The organism is Methylomonas rivi (genome assembly GCF_024505165.1).
In the GTDB taxonomy this organism is placed as follows: domain Bacteria; phylum Pseudomonadota; class Gammaproteobacteria; order Methylococcales; family Methylomonadaceae; genus Methylomonas; species Methylomonas rivi.
Genome location: NZ_JANIBK010000078.1, coordinates 1 through 17274 on the forward strand (window position 1 = coordinate 1; position 17274 = coordinate 17274).

Annotated in this window: 16 protein-coding genes; 9 read left to right on the forward strand and 7 right to left on the reverse strand. The window is 53.3% G+C overall.

Annotated elements, in window-relative coordinates; genetic code table 11:
- The 3 genes from NP596_RS13700 to NP596_RS13710 all read left to right on the forward strand — a co-directional run.
- Positions 1–730, forward strand: a 730-nt coding sequence (locus NP596_RS13700) for an ATP-binding protein (protein ID WP_256615943.1), incomplete at its 5' end; no start/stop codon positions are given.
- Positions 708–1256: a response regulator transcription factor gene (locus tag NP596_RS13705; RefSeq protein ID WP_256615944.1), complete on the forward strand. Its 549-nt coding sequence runs from the start codon at positions 708–710 to the stop codon at positions 1254–1256. The genes NP596_RS13700 and NP596_RS13705, both read left to right, overlap by 23 nt.
- 29 nt (positions 1257–1285) lie before the next feature.
- Complete coding sequence (locus NP596_RS13710; RefSeq protein WP_256615945.1) at positions 1286–1663, forward strand: VanZ family protein; 378 nt, start codon at positions 1286–1288, stop codon at positions 1661–1663.
- A 388-nt stretch (positions 1664–2051) separates the two neighbouring features.
- On the opposite strand, the gene NP596_RS13715 is transcribed toward NP596_RS13710, so the two are convergent.
- From NP596_RS13715 to gcvH, 5 genes are all read right to left on the reverse strand, one after another.
- Entirely contained in the window at positions 2052–2468 is a 417-nt protein-coding gene (locus tag NP596_RS13715) for a hypothetical protein (RefSeq protein ID WP_256615946.1), read from the reverse strand.
- A complete protein-coding gene (gene mazG, locus NP596_RS13720) occupies positions 2465–3283 on the reverse strand; it encodes a nucleoside triphosphate pyrophosphohydrolase (protein WP_256615947.1) in 819 nt (272 codons plus the stop codon). Before mazG ends, NP596_RS13715 begins: the two co-directional genes overlap by 4 nt.
- Complete coding sequence (locus NP596_RS13725) at positions 3280–4212, reverse strand: carbohydrate kinase family protein (RefSeq protein ID WP_256615948.1); 933 nt, start codon at positions 4210–4212, stop codon at positions 3280–3282. Before NP596_RS13725 ends, mazG begins: the two co-directional genes overlap by 4 nt.
- Before the next feature lie 103 nt (positions 4213–4315).
- The gene (locus NP596_RS13730; RefSeq protein ID WP_256615949.1) at positions 4316–4675 is read right to left on the reverse strand and encodes a diacylglycerol kinase; all 360 of its coding nucleotides are present in this window, start codon (positions 4673–4675) and stop codon (positions 4316–4318) included.
- Between the two features lie 9 nt (positions 4676–4684).
- Positions 4685–5068 carry a glycine cleavage system protein GcvH gene (gene gcvH / locus NP596_RS13735; protein WP_256615950.1) on the reverse strand — a complete coding sequence of 128 codons (384 nt, stop codon included), beginning with the start codon at positions 5066–5068 and terminating at the stop codon, positions 4685–4687.
- A gap of 135 nt (positions 5069–5203) precedes the next feature.
- Between gcvH and NP596_RS13740 the strand changes: the two genes are divergently transcribed.
- Complete coding sequence (locus tag NP596_RS13740) at positions 5204–6208, forward strand: efflux RND transporter periplasmic adaptor subunit (protein WP_256615951.1); 1005 nt, start codon at positions 5204–5206, stop codon at positions 6206–6208.
- Between the two features lie 9 nt (positions 6209–6217).
- Here the strand turns inward: NP596_RS13740 and NP596_RS13745 are convergent, their stop codons facing one another.
- Positions 6218–7282 (reverse strand): MJ1255/VC2487 family glycosyltransferase, encoded by a 1065-nt coding sequence (locus NP596_RS13745; protein WP_256615952.1) that lies wholly within the window; start codon positions 7280–7282, stop codon positions 6218–6220.
- On the reverse strand, positions 7283–7804 hold the full coding sequence (locus tag NP596_RS13750; RefSeq protein WP_256615954.1) for a phosphatase PAP2 family protein: 522 nt from the start codon (positions 7802–7804) through the stop codon (positions 7283–7285).
- A 240-nt stretch (positions 7805–8044) separates the two neighbouring features.
- Between NP596_RS13750 and NP596_RS13755 the strand changes: the two genes are divergently transcribed.
- The 5 genes from NP596_RS13755 to NP596_RS13775 all read left to right on the forward strand — a co-directional run bounded on the left by NP596_RS13755 (position 8045) and on the right by NP596_RS13775 (position 17240).
- Positions 8045–9502 carry a TrkH family potassium uptake protein gene (locus tag NP596_RS13755; protein ID WP_256615955.1) on the forward strand — a complete coding sequence of 486 codons (1458 nt, stop codon included), beginning with the start codon at positions 8045–8047 and terminating at the stop codon, positions 9500–9502.
- An 87-nt stretch (positions 9503–9589) separates the two neighbouring features.
- Positions 9590–10516 carry a protein translocase subunit SecF gene (secF, locus tag NP596_RS13760; protein WP_256615956.1) on the forward strand — a complete coding sequence of 309 codons (927 nt, stop codon included), beginning with the start codon at positions 9590–9592 and terminating at the stop codon, positions 10514–10516.
- 48 nt (positions 10517–10564) lie between these two features.
- Complete coding sequence (locus tag NP596_RS13765) at positions 10565–14233, forward strand: pyridine nucleotide-disulfide oxidoreductase (protein ID WP_256615957.1); 3669 nt, start codon at positions 10565–10567, stop codon at positions 14231–14233.
- A gap of 161 nt (positions 14234–14394) precedes the next feature.
- On the forward strand, positions 14395–16482 hold the full coding sequence (locus NP596_RS13770) for a cation:proton antiporter (protein ID WP_256615958.1): 2088 nt from the start codon (positions 14395–14397) through the stop codon (positions 16480–16482).
- Positions 16483–17030: 548 nt separating this feature from the next.
- Positions 17031–17240 carry a cold-shock protein gene (locus tag NP596_RS13775; protein ID WP_013818493.1) on the forward strand — a complete coding sequence of 70 codons (210 nt, stop codon included), beginning with the start codon at positions 17031–17033 and terminating at the stop codon, positions 17238–17240.
- Positions 17241–17274 lie beyond the last annotated feature (34 nt).

The following is a 17274-nucleotide window of genomic DNA, read 5'->3' on the forward strand; positions in this document are numbered from 1 at the left end:
GGAAGCCAGGGAGAGCGCGCTGCGCGACGAGCGGGTGGTTTCGCTGGGCACGCTGGCGGCCAGCGCCGCGCATGATATGGGTACGCCGCTGGGCACCATCGCCATCCTGGTGCACGAAATGGCCGAAGAACTACCCGAGCACCGTTTCCCCGAATCCCATCAAAAGCTGCTTATCCTGCAACAGCAAGTAGACCGCTGCAAGCAAGCCCTGTCGGTGATGTCGGCTTCCGCCGGAGAAATGCGCGCCGAATCGGGCAAGGCGATGCCGGTCAGCGATTACATCGATCAAGTGCTGAACCAGTGGCGTACCCATAAACCCAGCACCAAGCTGAATTTGTTCATCTCCGGCAGCGTGGATACTTCGGCCAATATTATCGCCGAACGCACCCTGACCCATTCGCTGATCAATATTCTCAATAATGCCGCCGAAGCCACCGACAGCCAGGCCGGCATAGAATTTCACGCCCATTGGGACAACTTTATCCTGAATTTGAAAATCCGCGACTTCGGCCCCGGCCTGCCGCCGGAATTCGTCGATTTTGCCGGCCACAAGCCGGTCAAAAGCAATAAGCAGGGCATGGGCGTCGGTTTATTTTTAACCTATACCACCATCAAACGCTTGGGCGGTACAATACACTTTAATAATCTCGATTCCGGCGGCGCCTGCGTGGAAATCAGCCTGCCCATATTAACTAAGGAGAGTATGTATGACAGACACACCTACGGATAAACCCAACCTGCTGTTGGTCGACGACGACATCACCTTTTGCTCCGTGCTGAAACCGGCCTTGGAAAAACGCAATTTCCAGGTGACGGTAGCGAACGATGTCAACACAGCCATGCAGTTAGCCGAACAAACCGAGCCCGAATACGCGGTAATCGATCTGCGCATCGGTTACGACTCCGGCTTGGAAATGGTGAAAAAACTGATCTCGCTGGACAGCAATACCCAAATCGTCATGCTGACCGGTTTCGCCAGTATCGCCACGGCGGTGGAAGCCATTAAACTAGGAGCGATTCATTATCTGACCAAACCGGCCAGTCCGGATGAAATCGTCAACGCCCTGCACAAAAACGAAGGCGACGCCAGCGTGGCCATCAGCGACAACCCGCTGTCGGTGAAACGCCTGGAATGGGAGCATCTGCAAAAAGTCCTGATGCAGCACGACGGCAATATCTCGGCTGCGGCCCGCGCACTCAACATGCACCGGCGCACCTTGCAACGGAAGCTGGAAAAGCGTCCGGTCAGAGAGTGAACCGTTAACTTCACCACCGTATCTTTATCATGCGCATCGTTAAATATTTAGACTGGATGGCCCTAGTGGCTTACTGCGGCTTGATTTTCTGGTTATCGAACCAGCAAACGCTACCGATGCCGCCGCTGTTCGAATTTCAGGACAAGGTCATGCATTTCGGCGCCTATTTTGTGATGGCGGCGTTTAGCTGGCGGGCCATTCGGCATCACGGACTCACAGGCAACAAACTGGCATTGGCGGCCTGGCTGTTTTGCTGTGTGTACGGCTTGTCGGACGAATGGCACCAATCGTTCGTCCCCGGCCGCAGCAGCAGCGGCTGGGATTGGCTGGCGGACAGTCTGGGCGCCGCCACGGCTGTAGTGGCGCTATTAACCTTAAGGCAAAAGCAGCAATGCCGGGCTAGTTAAATTCTTTTCTTTTCCAAACTGGGCGGGCTATATAACTCGCCCGCAACGTTTGCCGCACCAGCAAGTGTCATGTCTTTAGGGCGGTGATGATTTCAATGATCGTTATACACATTAAGATGCTAACAAAAGTTTAGAGCGTTAAACGTCTTGATCTGCATGTGCTTTTCCGTATCTCATCGGCACAAAGCATAATAGGATGGGCACTGCTGTTTGTGCCCAGACGAAAATGAAGACTCCAACTTTAATCGGCGGGCAGAAAAGCGTTGCCCACCCACGTTTGGTTAGGCTTTGAATTACCTCCGGCGTGCGCCAATGCTCAACCAGTTTGATGAAAACGGCAAAATATTGACGGTCATAGGTAATCGGTTCGCCTAATAACACAAAACCCTTATTTCTTTTTCGCGGCTGTCTTTTTGGAGCTGGCGGTTTTTTTCGCCTTTTTTACGGCCTGTTTCTTTTTACCGGCGGTTTTTTTCGATTTTTTGGCCTTGGCGGGCTGGGCGGCCTCCTCTACCGGCTGAGCTTCTTCGACTGATCCGGGCTCGACAATGTTTTGTGGCGGCACGGGTTTTACCGACGACTCGGTATCGTGAAAGGGTTTTTCGCAATCCGGTAAGGCCTCGCCTTCCGGCGAGCAAATCACCCGGTAAATGATACGCCTGTCGTCCGCAACCGGCGGCGCGGCCGGCTCGGCGGCAACCGGTGCGGTGTCATCGGACATGCGGCCCAACACTTCGCCCGCATGGGCAGGTGTCAGCCAACCAATAAGGCTCAGCCACAACAACGCCGGTATCGAATGCTTCATGAGTGGCCGGGGCGGGTGTTTTTTTGCACGCGCTTCGCTTCATGCCATAGGCCGTCCAGCTCCGCCAGCTCACATTCGCGCAACTGCCGGCCGGAGGCTTCGATCTGCTTTTCGATGTAATTGAAGCGGCGGGTAAATTTTTTGGTGGCTTCCTTTAGGGCGATTTCCGGATTCACTTTCAGGTGTCTGGCCAGATTGACGACCACCAGCAACAGGTCACCGACTTCTTCCTGAACATGGGCCTGATCCCCGGACTGCCAGGCTTCGTGTACTTCCCGCAGTTCTTCCTCGACCTTATCGAATACGGGTTCTGTGTCCGGCCAATCGAAACCGTGGCTGGCGGCGCGATTCTGAATTTTCTCGCAGGCGACCAAGGCCGGCAGGCTTTTCGCCACGCCGGACAGCACGCTTTCAGGCTTGTTCTCGGTATTTTTTTGCTGCCTTTCCCGGGCCTTGGCATCGTCCCAGGCTTGCTGGCGCTGTGCGTCGGTATCGAAACTCACCCCGGCAAACACATGCGGATGCCGGCTGACCAGTTTTTCGGAGATGCCGGCCGCCACTTGTTCGAAATCGAACAAACCGCGTTCTTCGGCGATCCTGGAATGGAACACTACCTGCAGCAGCAAATCGCCCAGCTCGGCCCGCAAATCATCGAAATCGTTGCGTTCGATGGCATCGGCCACTTCGTAGGCTTCTTCTATGGTATAGGGAATCAGGCTATAAAAATCCTGCTGGACATCCCAGGCGCAACCCGTTTCCGGGTCGCGCAGACGGGCCATCAGGGACAGTAATTCCCGTGTTTTAACTAAACTCAAAACGTGGAACCGAAAGTCTCTTGATAACGTTGTTTGAATTCGGCCATGCTGAATACATGATTTTGGGTGCCGTTATGTTCGATTTTGATGGCGCCCAATAGCGAGGCGATGCGGCCGGTGACGTCCCAATCGTAGTCGTTCATCAAGCCGTACAACAAGCCGGCCCGGTAAGCATCGCCGCAGCCGGTGGGGTCCAGCACTTGCTTGGGCGTGGCCGGAGGGATCTCTATGCATTGGCCCTGGGTATAGATATTCGAACCTTTGCCGCCCAAAGTAATAATCAAGGCATCGACTTTTTCGGCGATTTGTTCCAGCGTCAACCCGGTGCGCTGTTGCATCAGTTCGGACTCGTAATCGTTGAAGGTGGCGTAATTGGCCAATTCGAGAAATTGCAGCAGTTCCTCGCCGTCGAACATCGGCATGCCTTGGCCGGGATCGAAGATAAACGGGATACCCAGTTCGGCAAACTGCGCCGCATGTTGTTGCATGCCTTGCTTACCGTCCGGCGAGACGATGCCGATGCTAATTTCCGGCGCGGCGGGCACATCGTTAAGGTGCGAAAAATTCATTGCCCCCGGATGGAAGGCGGTAATCTGGTTGTCGTCTTCGTCGGTGGTGATATAGGCTTGACCGGTATAATGGTCGTCCAGGGTTTTGATGTAACGGGTACTGATGCCGCATTGGCTCAACCATTGCGCATACGGCTCGAAATCATGGCCCACCGTGGCCATGATCAACGGCTCTTCTTTCAACAATTGCAGGTTATAGGCAATGTTACCGGCGCAACCGCCGTATTCGCGGCGCATCACCGGCACCAGAAACGACACATTCAAGATATGCACTTTTTCCGGCAAAATATGGTGTTTGAATTTATCGTGAAACACCATAATGGTGTCATAGGCCATGGACCCGCAGATTAAAGCACTCATTGTTTTCCTTTTGTTAACAGATTCAGCGGGCTGTAAAGTACCGGATGTTGGGTTGCGACACAAGGTAAAAGTTGAACCGTTCCGGCTCTCTCCCGCCGCGCCGTTATAACAAAATCAAACCCCAGGTGATGGCGGCCCAGATCAGAGACAGCATCACGGCCGCGGAACCTATATCCTTGGCGCGGCCGGATAATTCGTGATGCTCGAAGCCGACTCTATCCACCACGGCTTCGACCGCCGAATTGAGTAGTTCAACCAATAACACCAATACGACACTGCCGATCAACAATGCAATTTCGATAGCGCTCTCGCCCAACCACAGCGCCAGCGGGGTGGTGACGACGAACAACATCACTTCTTGCCGAAAGGCTTCTTCGTGCCGCCAAGTGGCCTTAAAACCGGCCGCCGAAAAAAAACAAGCGTTTATCAGTCGCTTCAAGCCTTTTGCATTTTGATTAGCCATAAATTCCCATTACTCCTCTATCATCGCTTGATAAGCGTCGGCATCCATTAACTGTTCGAGTTCGGCGGGATTATCGGCCTTGATGCAAAACAACCAGGTGGCAAAGGCATCGTCGTTAACTTGTTCGGGGGCATCCACCACCGACTCGTTGATCGCCACCACCGTGCCCGTGACAGGGCTGAATAAATCGGACGCGGTTTTCACCGACTCCACCACCGCCAATTGTTCCTGGGCGGCCACGGCCCGGCCCACTTCGGGCAAGCCGATAAACACGATGTCGCCCAATTCCGATTGGGCAAAGTCGGTGATACCCACGCGCACCAGCTGGCCGTCTTCCAGACCGGCCCATTCGTGAGTGCTTGCATATTTGAGATTTTCTGGATTTTGTTTCATTTGCAATTCCTGTTTTTAGCCTAAACATCAAGCCGGAAAGCATAACCGGCTATTTTTTTTACACAACAAATAATTTAGAAATCGCGGCTTGGCAAACCCTATAATCAACGGCCACCTCATTCTTTAATTCGAAAAATGCACGCTTTAATTCCATTAGCCGGTCTGATTTTGTTGTTTTGCGGCAGCGCGCCTTACGCCGCCTTGGACGATGACGACATCAACCCGCCGAGCGCAAGCAGCCGGACGCCGGCGCAAACCGGCGAACCCCCTCGGCAAACCGCCGGCATCGAAACCCAAGGCTTGCAAGCCGCCGTCCAACAACCGGAACTCAGCGCCTACGGCAGCGTCATCGACCTACAACCCTTGCTGGCCCTGCGCCAACAATTTCTGGCCGCCCAAGCCTCAAGCGATAGCGCCCAAGCCCGTTATCAGGAGGCCGACGCCAATTTATCCCGCACCCGGCAATTGCATCGGCAGGACATCGTCTCGACCCGCCGCTTGCAGGAACAGCAAGCGCAATGGCGCAACGATAAAGCCAATCTGTCCACCAGCAGTTATCAGCAGCAAACCATTGCCGCCGCCGGCCGCCTGCAATGGGGCGATGTGCTGACCGGCTGGTTTACCCAAGCCGACAACCCGCAAGCGGAACAATTTTTAACTCACCGCGGCCAGCTGCTGCAAATCAGCCTGCCCGCCAATACCAGGCTACCCCCCGAAACCCGCACCATAGCGGTGGACGACCAGGGCCGGCGCGATCATGCCGTTAGCGCCACGCTGATTTCGCCCGCCCCGCAAGTCGATCCCGTCACCCAGGGCGAGCGTTATTTCTTCAAGACCGAAGGCCGTCCACTACCCTTCGGCGCCCGCGTCAGCGCCTGGATTCCCGACGGCGTGCCCGGTACCGGCGGCGTGACGATTCCGGAGAATGCGGTGGTTTGGCATTTGGGACAGGCGTTTGTGTATATCAAGGCAGAAAACGGCGAATTTAAGCGCCGGCTGTTAGCCGACATCACGCCGGGCAATGGCGGCTATTTTGCGGCGGAAGGCTTTAAGGTCGGTGAAGACATCGTCACCCGCGGCGCGCAGACCTTGTTGTCGCAAGAACTGAAAAACTTGATCCCCAGCGAGGATAACGATTAAATCAAGTCGTTATCCGCCGGGTTTAACCGCTTCGCCATGCTTGACTTGCAGCACTTCCACGCTGTTCCAGACATTTTCCACAAACTCGCTATCCATTTTCGGCATACCGGACCGTAGCCAGTCGACGATCACTTTGGCCACATTGGGATAGGTGACCCGCACCGCATGCGGGTTGTGCAGCCAGTCTTCGATGACCTGAGCATCCATATCGAACATGGTGTGGCCGTAACCCAATTGCTCCAACGCGGCCGCGTTGGAAATTTGCTCCATTTGCGCATGCAAGGGCTTGGCCAGGATTTTTTTACCCAACTGCAAGGATTCGCTGGCCAACTCGAAGCCGGCATTACTGATGATGCCGACACAGTCGTATAAATCCCGTTGAAACCCGTCCCGCGACAACGGCTTGAAGCTGATGTGCGGATATTTCGACTCGATCGTTTCCGGGGCATAGACGTGAAATTCAAAGTTTTCGAAAGGACACAACAAGCGCATGACCGCCTGTTGATCCTCGAACGGCAGATAAACCACGATTTTGTTGGCTTGTATCTGCTCCGGAAATGCCGGGGTTTCGATGATGGGCGGCAGGATGGGTTGGCCGAAATGGTGCCAATGCAAGCCCACGCCGACACTGGCGGGCGCGAATAATTTCATCACCTGTTCGGCCAAGGGATCGGAGCCCTTGCGGGGAATGGCGTGGCCAAAAGCGTATTGGTGGCCGATGCCGATCACCTGTTTTTTTTGCCGTCTGGCGGCCCAGGCCGTAACCGGCTCGAAATCGCTGATCACATAATCGAACCCGCTTAAATCCAAAGCGTTGATGTCCTTGACGAAGCGTATCGGACTGGCTTGCAGGGCGGTTTTCAGATACGACACCTGACCCTTGCTGGTATTGAATGTCAAACCTTCGCGGGTTTGATAACCGTTGAATACCTGCATGTCGAAGTATTTATCCGCCGGCCGGCCGGTAAATTGAAAGGTTACCTCGAATCCGGCCGTTTGCAATTCGCCGGCCATGACACGTGCACGGGTAATGTGGCCATTACCCGTGCCTTGCACACCATAAAAAATTTTCATCTATAAAATGTTATTAAGACTAAACATGGCGATACTGACACCCAGCACCACCCCCATCAATGTGTCGGTCGGAAAATGCACGCCCAACACTATGCGTGAAAAGCCCACCAGCACGGCCCAGGCATATAAAACGATTGTTAAAGCCGGAAAAAAATAACTCACCAGCGTGGCCACCAAAAAGGCGGCGGAGGTGTGTCCGGAAGGGAAACTGAATTGATCGGAAGGCGTAATCACGCTGCGGAAATTATCAATCGCCTGCTGCGGACGATTGCGCTTAAAGGCGTTTTTCAAGACGAAATACACCGGCCGCTCCAGCACGAAGCCCAGTAACAAGGTTTGCAATAAAGGATTGGCTATACCTTGATGCCAATATAAACCGGCGGCCAGCGCCACATACAAAATGCCATCGCCGCTCCACGACAGCAGCCGGCAAAGCCCAACCAAGCTGGCATGGATCGCGCTATTGTTCAGCCGGCTGAACATCAGCACATCATATTGGTGGATCGAATACATCAGCTTCATCGCACTCTCCGGATTGATGCCGCAACCCTTTGCGGCGTTGGAAAACCCATTCTTCCGTTAATTTTTAGGCACTCTTTAAACAATGCAGCCAGCTTAAAGCGGCTTTATTACAGTCTTGTGAAGAGTTGTTTAAGATTATGTGACGGCATGAATTTGCCGGAATGTTTGCTACAATTTATGGTTTGCGCTTGATACCAGTCTCACTCACACCGTGGACCTACTCCGCTAAACAGGCCAACTATGCAACGCTTCTGTACTCTCGCCTTTGTGCTCGGCTTGATTTTGATGATTTTCGGGCTGACGTATGCGCTGCCGATCGCCACCTCAATCTACTTCGACGACGGCATGACCGAACACTTTCTACGCGGTATGTCGCTGAATATCGGCGTAGGCGGTTTACTGGCCAGCGTAACCATGCAGTTTCGCGGCGACATGAAAACCCGCGACGGTTATTTATTGGTGGCGTTTTTTTGGCTATTGATGGCCTCGGCGGCGACATTACCCCTAATGTGGGGCATACCCGGCTTGACGTTTACCGACGCCTTTTTCGAAACCATGTCCGGCTTTACCACTACCGGCGCCACGGTGCTGACGGGACTGGATAGCTTGGCGCCCTCGCTGAATCTGTGGCGGCATGAACTGAACTGGATAGGCGGCCTGGGTATCATCGTGCTGGCGGTAGCCATTTTGCCCCTGTTGGGCGTCGGCGGCATGCAGTTGTATAAAGCCGAAATTCCCGGGCCGGTCAAGGACAGTAAGCTGACGCCGCGTATTACCGAAACCGCCCGCCTGTTGTGGCTGGTATACGTCGCCTACACCTTGCTGTGCATCGTTTCGCTAAAGCTGGCGGGCATGGGCTGGTTCGATGCGATCTGCCATGCCTTTTCCACTCTGTCGCTGGGCGGTTTTTCCACCCACGACGCCAGCATAGGCTATTACGACTCGCCGGCCATCGAGCTGGTGATTACCGTATTCATGCTAGTGGGAGCAACCAACTTCGCCACCCATTACACGGCCTTGCATAATAAGCATATCAAGCCTTATTCCCAAGACCCGGAGTTCATGCCGATGCTGGGCCTGTTAAGCGGCAGCATCCTGCTATGCGCGTTTTACATTTGGCATTTTGCCATTTATCCGGATTTTTTTACCGGTTTGCGCTATGTCACATTCAATCTGGTATCGATCGCCACCGATGCCGGTTTCGCCAACGCCGATTTCGACAAATGGCCGCCGTTCATACCCTGGTGGATGCTATTCCTGAGTTGTATCACTATTTGCACCGGCTCAACCGGCGGCGGCATCAAAATGTTTCGCGCCTTGCTGTTATGGAAACAGGCGGGGCGGGAATTATTCAGCCTGCTGCATCCCCGCGCCGTCAATCCCATCCGGATCGGCAACACCCCCATCGCCAATAAAATCATTTTTGCGGTACTGGCCTTTATTTTTTTATACTTCATGTCCGTCGTGGCAATGACTTTTGCCTTGATATTTACCGGCATAGATCCTATTTCCGCGCTCAGCGCCGTGTTGGCGTGCATCAACAATGCCGGCCCCGGCCTGAACGAACTCGGCCCGGCGACCAATTACGCCTGCTTAAACGATTTTCAAACCTGGATTTGCGCCATCACCATGCTGCTGGGACGGCTGGAGGTATTTACCTTGGTTGTGCTTTTTACGCCTACTTTCTGGAGAAAATAGTACAATTCGCGGTTTCGGTACCTGCCGCACCCTAAAAGCGGCGGCTATCGATCGCCACTCAATTACATTATTACTCAGGATTTGTGCATGAAACCCATACGGCAACTCGATTTTCTCGGCAGAAGAAAGCTGGCCTTCGCTTTTTCCAGCCTATTGCTTGCAATCTCGCTGATATCGTTTTTCGTTAACGGTTTGTCGTTCGGCATCGATTTCACCGGCGGCAGCGTCTATGAAATGCATTTCAACCAATCCGTCGATTTGGACAAAATGCGCTCAACCCTGGCGGAACGAGGCTTTGCCGATGCCAATGTGCAACATTTCGGCAGTTCCGAGGAAGTCTTGCTCAGGCTGAAACCCATCGAAAACATCAAACAAGATCAACTCAGCCAACAAATTTTGGACGCCGCCAGTACCAGCCAAGCGGCACCCGGCGAAATGCGCAGGGTCGAATTCGTCGGCCCGCAAGTCGGCGACGAGTTGCTCGACGACGGCGGTCTGGCATTATTGTTCGCCTTCATCGGCGTCATGATCTATGTCAGCATCCGCTTCGAGTGGAAGTTCTCGGTCGGCGCGGTACTGGCCCTGGTGCACGACTCCGTCATCACGCTGGGTTTTTTCTCGGTATTCCGCTGGGAGTTCGATATGACCGTATTGTCGGCGATTCTGGCCATCATCGGCTATTCCATCAACGACACCATCGTGGTCTACGACCGCATCCGCGAAACGTTCCGCGGCAGCCGCAACACCGATATTGCGGAAATCACCAACAACGCTCTCAACGAAACCCTGGGCCGTACCATCCTGACCTCATTCACGGTATTTTTAACCGTACTGGCGCTGGTATTTTTGGGCGGCAAAACCATACACGGCTTCGCGATCGCCATGCTGATAGGCGTGGTTGTCGGTACCTACTCATCGATTTACGTAGCCAGCGCCATTGCGCTGGCCTTGGGGCTCAACAAGGAAGACCTGCTGGTCACGCAAAAAGAAAGCGTACTTGACGACTTGCCCTAACCCACCCCTTTCAAATATCTCACAAGCGACTACTAACGGAACAACTTGATGACCCAAAAGCTCAACACTAGCCAATTTACGCAACTGACGCTGGGCATACCCGGCTTTGAATACCAAGATCTGTACGACGCCAAACGCCTGGCCGATTTATTGGAGGTTTTCGACCAATCGGTACAGCAACACGATGCGGATTTATTTGCGGAAATCAGCGCTTACCGCGCCTGCGCCGGCGAAGGCATGAAACCGGAAGACATTTCCGAGCTGCTGGTCAGAATGGCGCCCCTGGTGGGTACGTTTGTCGCCCGTTTATTTAACGTCTCCGATGTCCGCGAACAACAAATCGGCACTATTCGCGGCGAATTCGACGCCGTGTTCGTCTACCGCACCGAAATCGTCGGCAAGCTGGCCAGCCGCTTTAAAGGGCAAACTATTGAAGGCTGGGACATCGCCCAGTTGAATGCCCAGTTGAATGCCTTGCTGGCGGCAACCGGCAAACAATCGTTATTCGCCGAAGACCCGGAACTGGCCGTCGGCCAATTGGGCGCCGAACTCTGGCGCCTGTCGCAACAAACCGATCTGAGCGATACCGACGTTGCGGTATTGAAAAGCCAAGTCAGCGAACAACCGGCACTGAACATCGCATATGACAGCGCCGCTTCCTTGATAGCCGGCCTACTGGACGTTGTATGCCGCTGGAGCTTTGCCGCCAAGCAAGTACCGGAACTACAAGCCGTGGTCGCCAAATGGCTAAGTTTTAAAGTGCCGGAAAAGACCAATCTCGACAATTTGGTCGAGCACGACTCGGTTGCGCAAAACGGTTACGATGTCTGGGCTTGCGACGAACACCATCACCGCCGCCGCGACGGTTTTGCCTTGACCGACAAACGTTTCAACCAAAGACAAACCTTATATGAAGTAGACCATTGCATCTATTGCCACGACCGCGATAACGACTCTTGCTCCAAAGGCATCAAAAACAAAAAAGACGCAACCTTTAAAACCAACCATCTCGGCGCCTTGATGACCGGCTGTCCGCTGGAAGAAAAAATCTCCGAGATGCATGTGGTTAAGCGCCAGGGCGACAATATCGGCGCCTTGGCGATGATTATCATCGACAATCCGATGTGTCCGGGTACCGGCCATCGGATTTGCAACGATTGCATGCGCGGCTGTATTTACCAAAAAACCGAGTCGGTCAATATCCCGCAAATCGAAACCAATGTGTTGACCGACGTGCTGTTCATGCCGTGGGGTTTCGAGATTTACAGCCTGTTGACCCGCTGGAACCCGCTCAACGTCAAACGTTCCACCGCCCTGCCCTATAACGGCAAAAACGTGCTGGTGGCCGGCATGGGGCCCGCCGGTTACACGCTGGCGCACTATCTGTTGAACGAAGGTTTTGGCGTGGTAGGCATAGATGCCTTGAAGATCGAGCCGCTGCCGCTGCATCTGACCGGCGACCGCGAAAACCCGCCGATGCCGATCATGGACTTCCAAAGCCTGTACGAAGACCTGGACAAACGGGTGATGCTGGGCTTCGGCGGCGTGGCCGAATACGGCATTACCGTGCGTTGGGATAAAAACTTTTTGAAAGTGATTTACCTGACCCTGTTGCGCCGCGCCGCCTTCAAATGCTATGGCGGCGTGCGTTTCGGCGGCACCATTTCGATCGATGAAGCCTGGGCATTGGGTTTCGATCATATAGCCATCGCCAGCGGCGCCGGCAAACCGACCATTATCGATCTGAAAAACAATCTGATCCGCGGCATACGCAAAGCCTCGGATTTCCTGATGGGTTTGCAGCTGACCGGCGCGGCCAAGGAATCCTCGCTGGCCAATTTGCAGGTGCGCTTGCCGGCCGGCGTAATCGGCGGCGGCTTGACCGCTATCGATACCGCAACCGAATTGCTGGCTTATTATCCCGGCCAGGTCAGCAAAATCGTCAACCGGTACGACAAACTGGTCGCCAAATATGGCGAACAATCGGTGCGTAGCCGTTACGACGCGGAAGAACTGGAAATTCTGGAAGAATTTTTAGCGCACGGACGTATCATCGAACAGGAACGCGAACGCGCCGCTGCGGCGGGCGAAACGCCGAATTTCCTGCCGTTCCTGAAACAATGGGGTGGCGTCACGCTGTTCTACCGCAAAGGCATCAAGGATTCGCCGGCCTACCGGCAAAACCACGAAGAGATCCACGAAGCCTTGTCGGAAGGTATCTATCTGGCGGAAGGCATGAGCCCGCTGGAAGCCATTGAAGACCAATACGGCCATCTGCAGGCGGTACGTTTCGAAAAACTGGCCGAACAGGACGGCAAATGGCGCAAGACCGATGAAGTGGAAGTAAAACTACGCGGTTTATTTATCGCCGCCGGTACCGCGCCGAATACTATTTACCAATCCGAGCATCCGCGCACCTTCGTAATGGACAGCAAGTTCTACAAGCGCCACGAACCCGATTGGCTGCAAGGCCAAGCGCAACTGGTGCCGATGGCCGACGACACACAAGTCAAGGTCGGCAAACCGGCCCCGTTTACCTCGTATAACAGCAACGGCCGCTATATCACTTTCTACGGCGACAACCATCCCGTCTATGCCGGCAACGTGGTAAAAGCCATGGCCAGCGCCAAGGACGGTTATCCGTATATCGTCAAACTGTTCGCCAACGAACTGGCCGCACTGGATCCGGCGCAACAAACGCAAAGGGACGTCCGCTTGCAAGCCATGCAGCAAAAACTGGACGAGTTGTTCCTGGCGCATGTCGTCGAAGTGAACCGCTTGACGCCGACCATCATCGAAGTGGTGATCAAGGCCCCGGCGGCGGCGAAAAATTTCGAACCCGGCCAATTCTACCGGGTACAAAACTACGAATCCCTGGCCCCGGTCGTAGAAGGCACCCGCCTGGCCGCGGAAGGCTTGGCCTTGACCGGCGCCTGGGTCGACAAGGAAAAAGGCCTGGTATCGCTGATTGCCTTGGAAATGGGCAGTTCCAGCCGCCTGTGCGCCACCTGGAAAGCCGGCGACCCGCTAGTCTTGATGGGCGTCACCGGCGCGCCGACCGAAATTCCGACCGGTAAAACCGTATTGCTGTTGGGCGGCGGTTTGGGCAATGCGGTATTGTTCTCCATCGGCAAAGCCATGCGCAATGCCGGCAATAAGGTGATTTACTTTGCCGGTTACCGCAACCGGGAAGATTTATTCAAGGTACCGGAAATCGAGGAAGCATCGGACTTGATTGTCTGGGCAGTGGATAATCGTCCCGGTAACGAAGCGATTCCGGTTACCCGGCCGCAGGATAAGACTTTTGTCGGCAACATCGTCGAAGCCATGGTGGCGTTCGGCAGCGGCGCTTTGGGCGAAACGACACTGAAACTGCAAGACGTCGACCATTTGATCGTGATCGGTTCCGATCGCATGATGGCTGCCGTGAAAGCGGCCCGCTTCGATGCGCTCAAACCCTATCTAAAACCGGATCATGAAGCCATAGGTTCCATCAACTCGCCGATGCAATGCATGATGAAAGGCGTCTGCGCCCAATGTCTATGCAAGCATGTCGATCCGGAGTCGGGCGAAGCCAGCTTCATGTATTCCTGCTACAACCAGGATCAGGCGCTGGATTATGTCGATTTCCCCAATCTGCAGGCACGTTTGCGGCAGAATACGGTCCAGGAAAAATTATCGTCCCTGTGGCTGACTTATCTGTTGGAAAACGCCTGATCCGGGACGCGCTTTTTATGTTGGCAGCGCGCCCGGCGTGATTGTCAAAACAATAGCAAACCTGAATAATCAGGGTTTAATGGTTGACCCAGGCAGTTGCGGTAATTCATCCGACTGCCTGGGTGCTTTGATGCCGCAACACAGATTTTGGAGAATCGCCCATGAATCTTGACGTGTTTTTATCGCTTTTCAGCCTGATGCTGATCTCTCTGGCAGTTTTTTTACTGTCGAAAAAACTCAAACTGCCTTATACCGTATTGCTGGTGATCGCCGGCTCTTTATTGGTGCCAATTTCCCATCTGGAAGTTTTTTCCTTTATCACCAGTTTCGAACTGACGCCGGAACTGCTGTTTTTCGTGTTTTTACCGATTCTGATTTTCGAGTCGGCATACAACATGAATATCCGCAATTTGACCGAAAACATCTACTCCATCGGCTCGCTGGCCGTGGTGGGTTTGCTGATCTCGGTTTTGTTTATCGGTATCGCCGGTTCGTACGTATTCGAAATCGCCGGTTTTCCTGTACCCATCCTGGCTTTATTGCTGTTCGGCGCCATCATTTCCTCGACCGACCCGGTCGCCGTCCTTGCGCTGTTTAAGGAATACGGCGCGCCGCAGCGTCTGACGCTGATTTTTGAAGGCGAAAGCTTGTTCAACGACGCAACCAGCTTCGCGGCCTTTTTGGTGGCGCTGGATCTGATGACCAAAGGCTACCATGGCAGCGAATCGGCGATCGGCGCCTTGATTTCATTTTCGACCATGCTGGGCGGCGGTATCGTCTTCGGTTTGATCATGGGCTTTATCTTCGCCAAATTGATCGAAAAAGTGCACGGCAACGAACACCTGGAAATCACCCTGACCCTGCTGGTCGCCCACTTTACCTTCATCCTGACGGAAGTCATTTCGGAACACTTGGTGATCGCCGGCCAGGAGATTCGCCTATCATCCATCATTGCCACCTTGATAGCCTCCATGGTAATCGGTAACTTCGGCCGCTATAAAATGTCGCCGGATGTCGAGGAATACATGGAAAAGTTCTGGGGCTATTTTGCCTTCGTCACCAACTCCTTGGTCTTTATTCTGATGGGACTGCTGTTCGCCAATTTAGCCATCGACCTGAATGTCGCCATCTGGCCTATTTTACTGGCTATCGGGACTGTCGTGGTGGGACGCGCGCTTTCGGTTTACCCGATTCTGTGGCTGTTAAACCTGACCGGCAAGGAACGCCCCATCCCACGCAACTGGATGCATTTACTGGCCTGGGGCAGTTTGCGCGGCTCGCTGGCGATTGTGATGGTCCTGCTGATTCCGGACGATCTCACCATTGAAGGCTGGACTTTAAATTACAGCGTCAAACAATTCATTGCGGCGGTCACCATAGGCAGCATTTATTTCACCCTGCTGGTAAAAGCCACCACCATCGGCAAAGTCATGCATGCCCTGGGTATCGATGCCTTGACCGGCATGGAGCAAGTCGGCTACCACAAAAGCAAGGCGCAGATTTACGATAAAACCTTACATAAACTGGATGCGCTGCTACAGGATCAACAACTCACTCAAAAGCAATACGACAGGCTAAAACAACGCTACGAAAGCCTGTATCAAATCGCCTGCCTGGAATGTAAAAACGCCATCGGCGAATCCGATACCCTGATCGAAAACATGCTGCGCACCTATGCCTTGGGCATTCAAAAAGAAGAATTGAAAGACATTTTTCTACGCGGTGAAATCGAGGAAAAAACCTACAAAAAAATCACCAACATGCTCAGTATCCAGACCGAGCGCATCAAGCGCGGGCAGCAGCAAATCGTTTCGGTTAACGAGCATTTCCCCATCGACAGCTTGGAGCGTTTCGTGTTGCTGGTCAGCCGGTTGGCTTTTTGGCGCGATCACAGCTTTAAGGACGAAGAACTGTACCGTTATTACCGCGCCTTGAGCAAAATCAGCGGCAAAGTCGTCAAAGAACTCAATGCAGTGGAAGACTCCAGCCTGAGCGCGGTGTTTGACGATAAAACCGCCTTGGAAAAATTATTGTCCCTGTATAAAAACATTCAACAGAACACTCATGAAAAAATGCTGGCCGTGATTCATAAAAACGAGGAACTGCTGTCCCAGGTCAACGAAGCCTCCGCCGCTCAATCCTTGGCCGTGCTGCAAGAAGATACCCTGGATAAACTGCATAAAAACGAGATTATCACCAGCAAACTCTACATCATGCTGCGTCATGAACTGGAGCAAAAATCGCATTAAGGGTTTCGTCAAAAAAACATCCCCGTATTTTCGGGGATTGTTGCCGGCAGGAGGGGCTTTAGCCACAGTAGGTACTCATCGCGGCTAAAGCTCCCCTACAAAGGAAATATATTTCGGTAAGCGGTTTCCAACTATATCCTATGCCGCCTCCCCAACCCAATCGGCCCAAGGCCTCGGTTTATGCCGCTTTCATAGGAATATTCATCGGAAATCCCCGGCTTTTTACCGCCGATTTCAAGCCGGCAATTCGATCCGGCCAAACAGCCGTTAAAATATTTTCGCCGAAAATATTTAAATTTTATAAGCAAATACAATAGCTTAATGATTTCGGCCAAATCGACAACCCCGCGAGGCGTGGCCATTTTCAACGAGTCATAAAACCTTAACAGGCCGAATCCATCTTTTTTCTTGGTGTATAGCCATAGCTATGTATAATGTCACTGATTTAGCTAGGTAATCGTTGTCGCTTTACACGTCTTCCACTACCCGCTTTATTCACCACCCGTAACACAAACGCCGGTTTCGGCACTTTTTAGAAAGAGAGATTTATGTCAGCACAAGTAGAAGGCAAAGTAAAATGGTTCAACGATGAAAAAGGCTTCGGTTTCATCGAACAAGACGGCGGTAAAGATGTATTCGTACATTTCAGCGCCATTGTCGGCAGCGGCCGTAAAACCCTGAAAGAAGGCCAAAAAGTCACCATGGAAGTGACCAACGGTCAAAAAGGCCCTCAAGCTGAAAACGTAAACCCTTTATAAGCTAACGCCTATAAATAAAGACCCGCCGCTTAGC

Excerpts from the sequence above, each read along its gene's own strand:
- NP596_RS13705 (WP_256615944.1), top strand. The coding sequence starts at position 708 with ATGACAGACACACCTACGGATAAACCCAACCTGCTGTTGGTCGACGAC.
- NP596_RS13710 (WP_256615945.1), top strand. The coding sequence starts at position 1,286 with ATGCGCATCGTTAAATATTTAGACTGGATGGCCCTAGTGGCTTACTGC.
- NP596_RS13715 (WP_256615946.1), bottom strand. The coding sequence starts at position 2,468 with ATGAAGCATTCGATACCGGCGTTGTTGTGGCTGAGCCTTATTGGTTGG.
- NP596_RS13725 (WP_256615948.1), bottom strand. The coding sequence starts at position 4,212 with ATGAGTGCTTTAATCTGCGGGTCCATGGCCTATGACACCATTATGGTG.
- NP596_RS13730 (WP_256615949.1), bottom strand. The coding sequence starts at position 4,675 with ATGGCTAATCAAAATGCAAAAGGCTTGAAGCGACTGATAAACGCTTGT.
- gcvH (WP_256615950.1), bottom strand. The coding sequence starts at position 5,068 with ATGAAACAAAATCCAGAAAATCTCAAATATGCAAGCACTCACGAATGG.
- NP596_RS13740 (WP_256615951.1), top strand. The coding sequence starts at position 5,204 with ATGCACGCTTTAATTCCATTAGCCGGTCTGATTTTGTTGTTTTGCGGC.
- NP596_RS13745 (WP_256615952.1), bottom strand. The coding sequence starts at position 7,282 with ATGAAAATTTTTTATGGTGTGCAAGGCACGGGTAATGGCCACATTACC.
- NP596_RS13750 (WP_256615954.1), bottom strand. The coding sequence starts at position 7,804 with ATGAAGCTGATGTATTCGATCCACCAATATGATGTGCTGATGTTCAGC.
- NP596_RS13755 (WP_256615955.1), top strand. The coding sequence starts at position 8,045 with ATGCAACGCTTCTGTACTCTCGCCTTTGTGCTCGGCTTGATTTTGATG.
- secF (WP_256615956.1), top strand. The coding sequence starts at position 9,590 with ATGAAACCCATACGGCAACTCGATTTTCTCGGCAGAAGAAAGCTGGCC.
- NP596_RS13765 (WP_256615957.1), top strand. The coding sequence starts at position 10,565 with ATGACCCAAAAGCTCAACACTAGCCAATTTACGCAACTGACGCTGGGC.
- NP596_RS13770 (WP_256615958.1), top strand. The coding sequence starts at position 14,395 with ATGAATCTTGACGTGTTTTTATCGCTTTTCAGCCTGATGCTGATCTCT.
- NP596_RS13775 (WP_013818493.1), top strand. The coding sequence starts at position 17,031 with ATGTCAGCACAAGTAGAAGGCAAAGTAAAATGGTTCAACGATGAAAAA.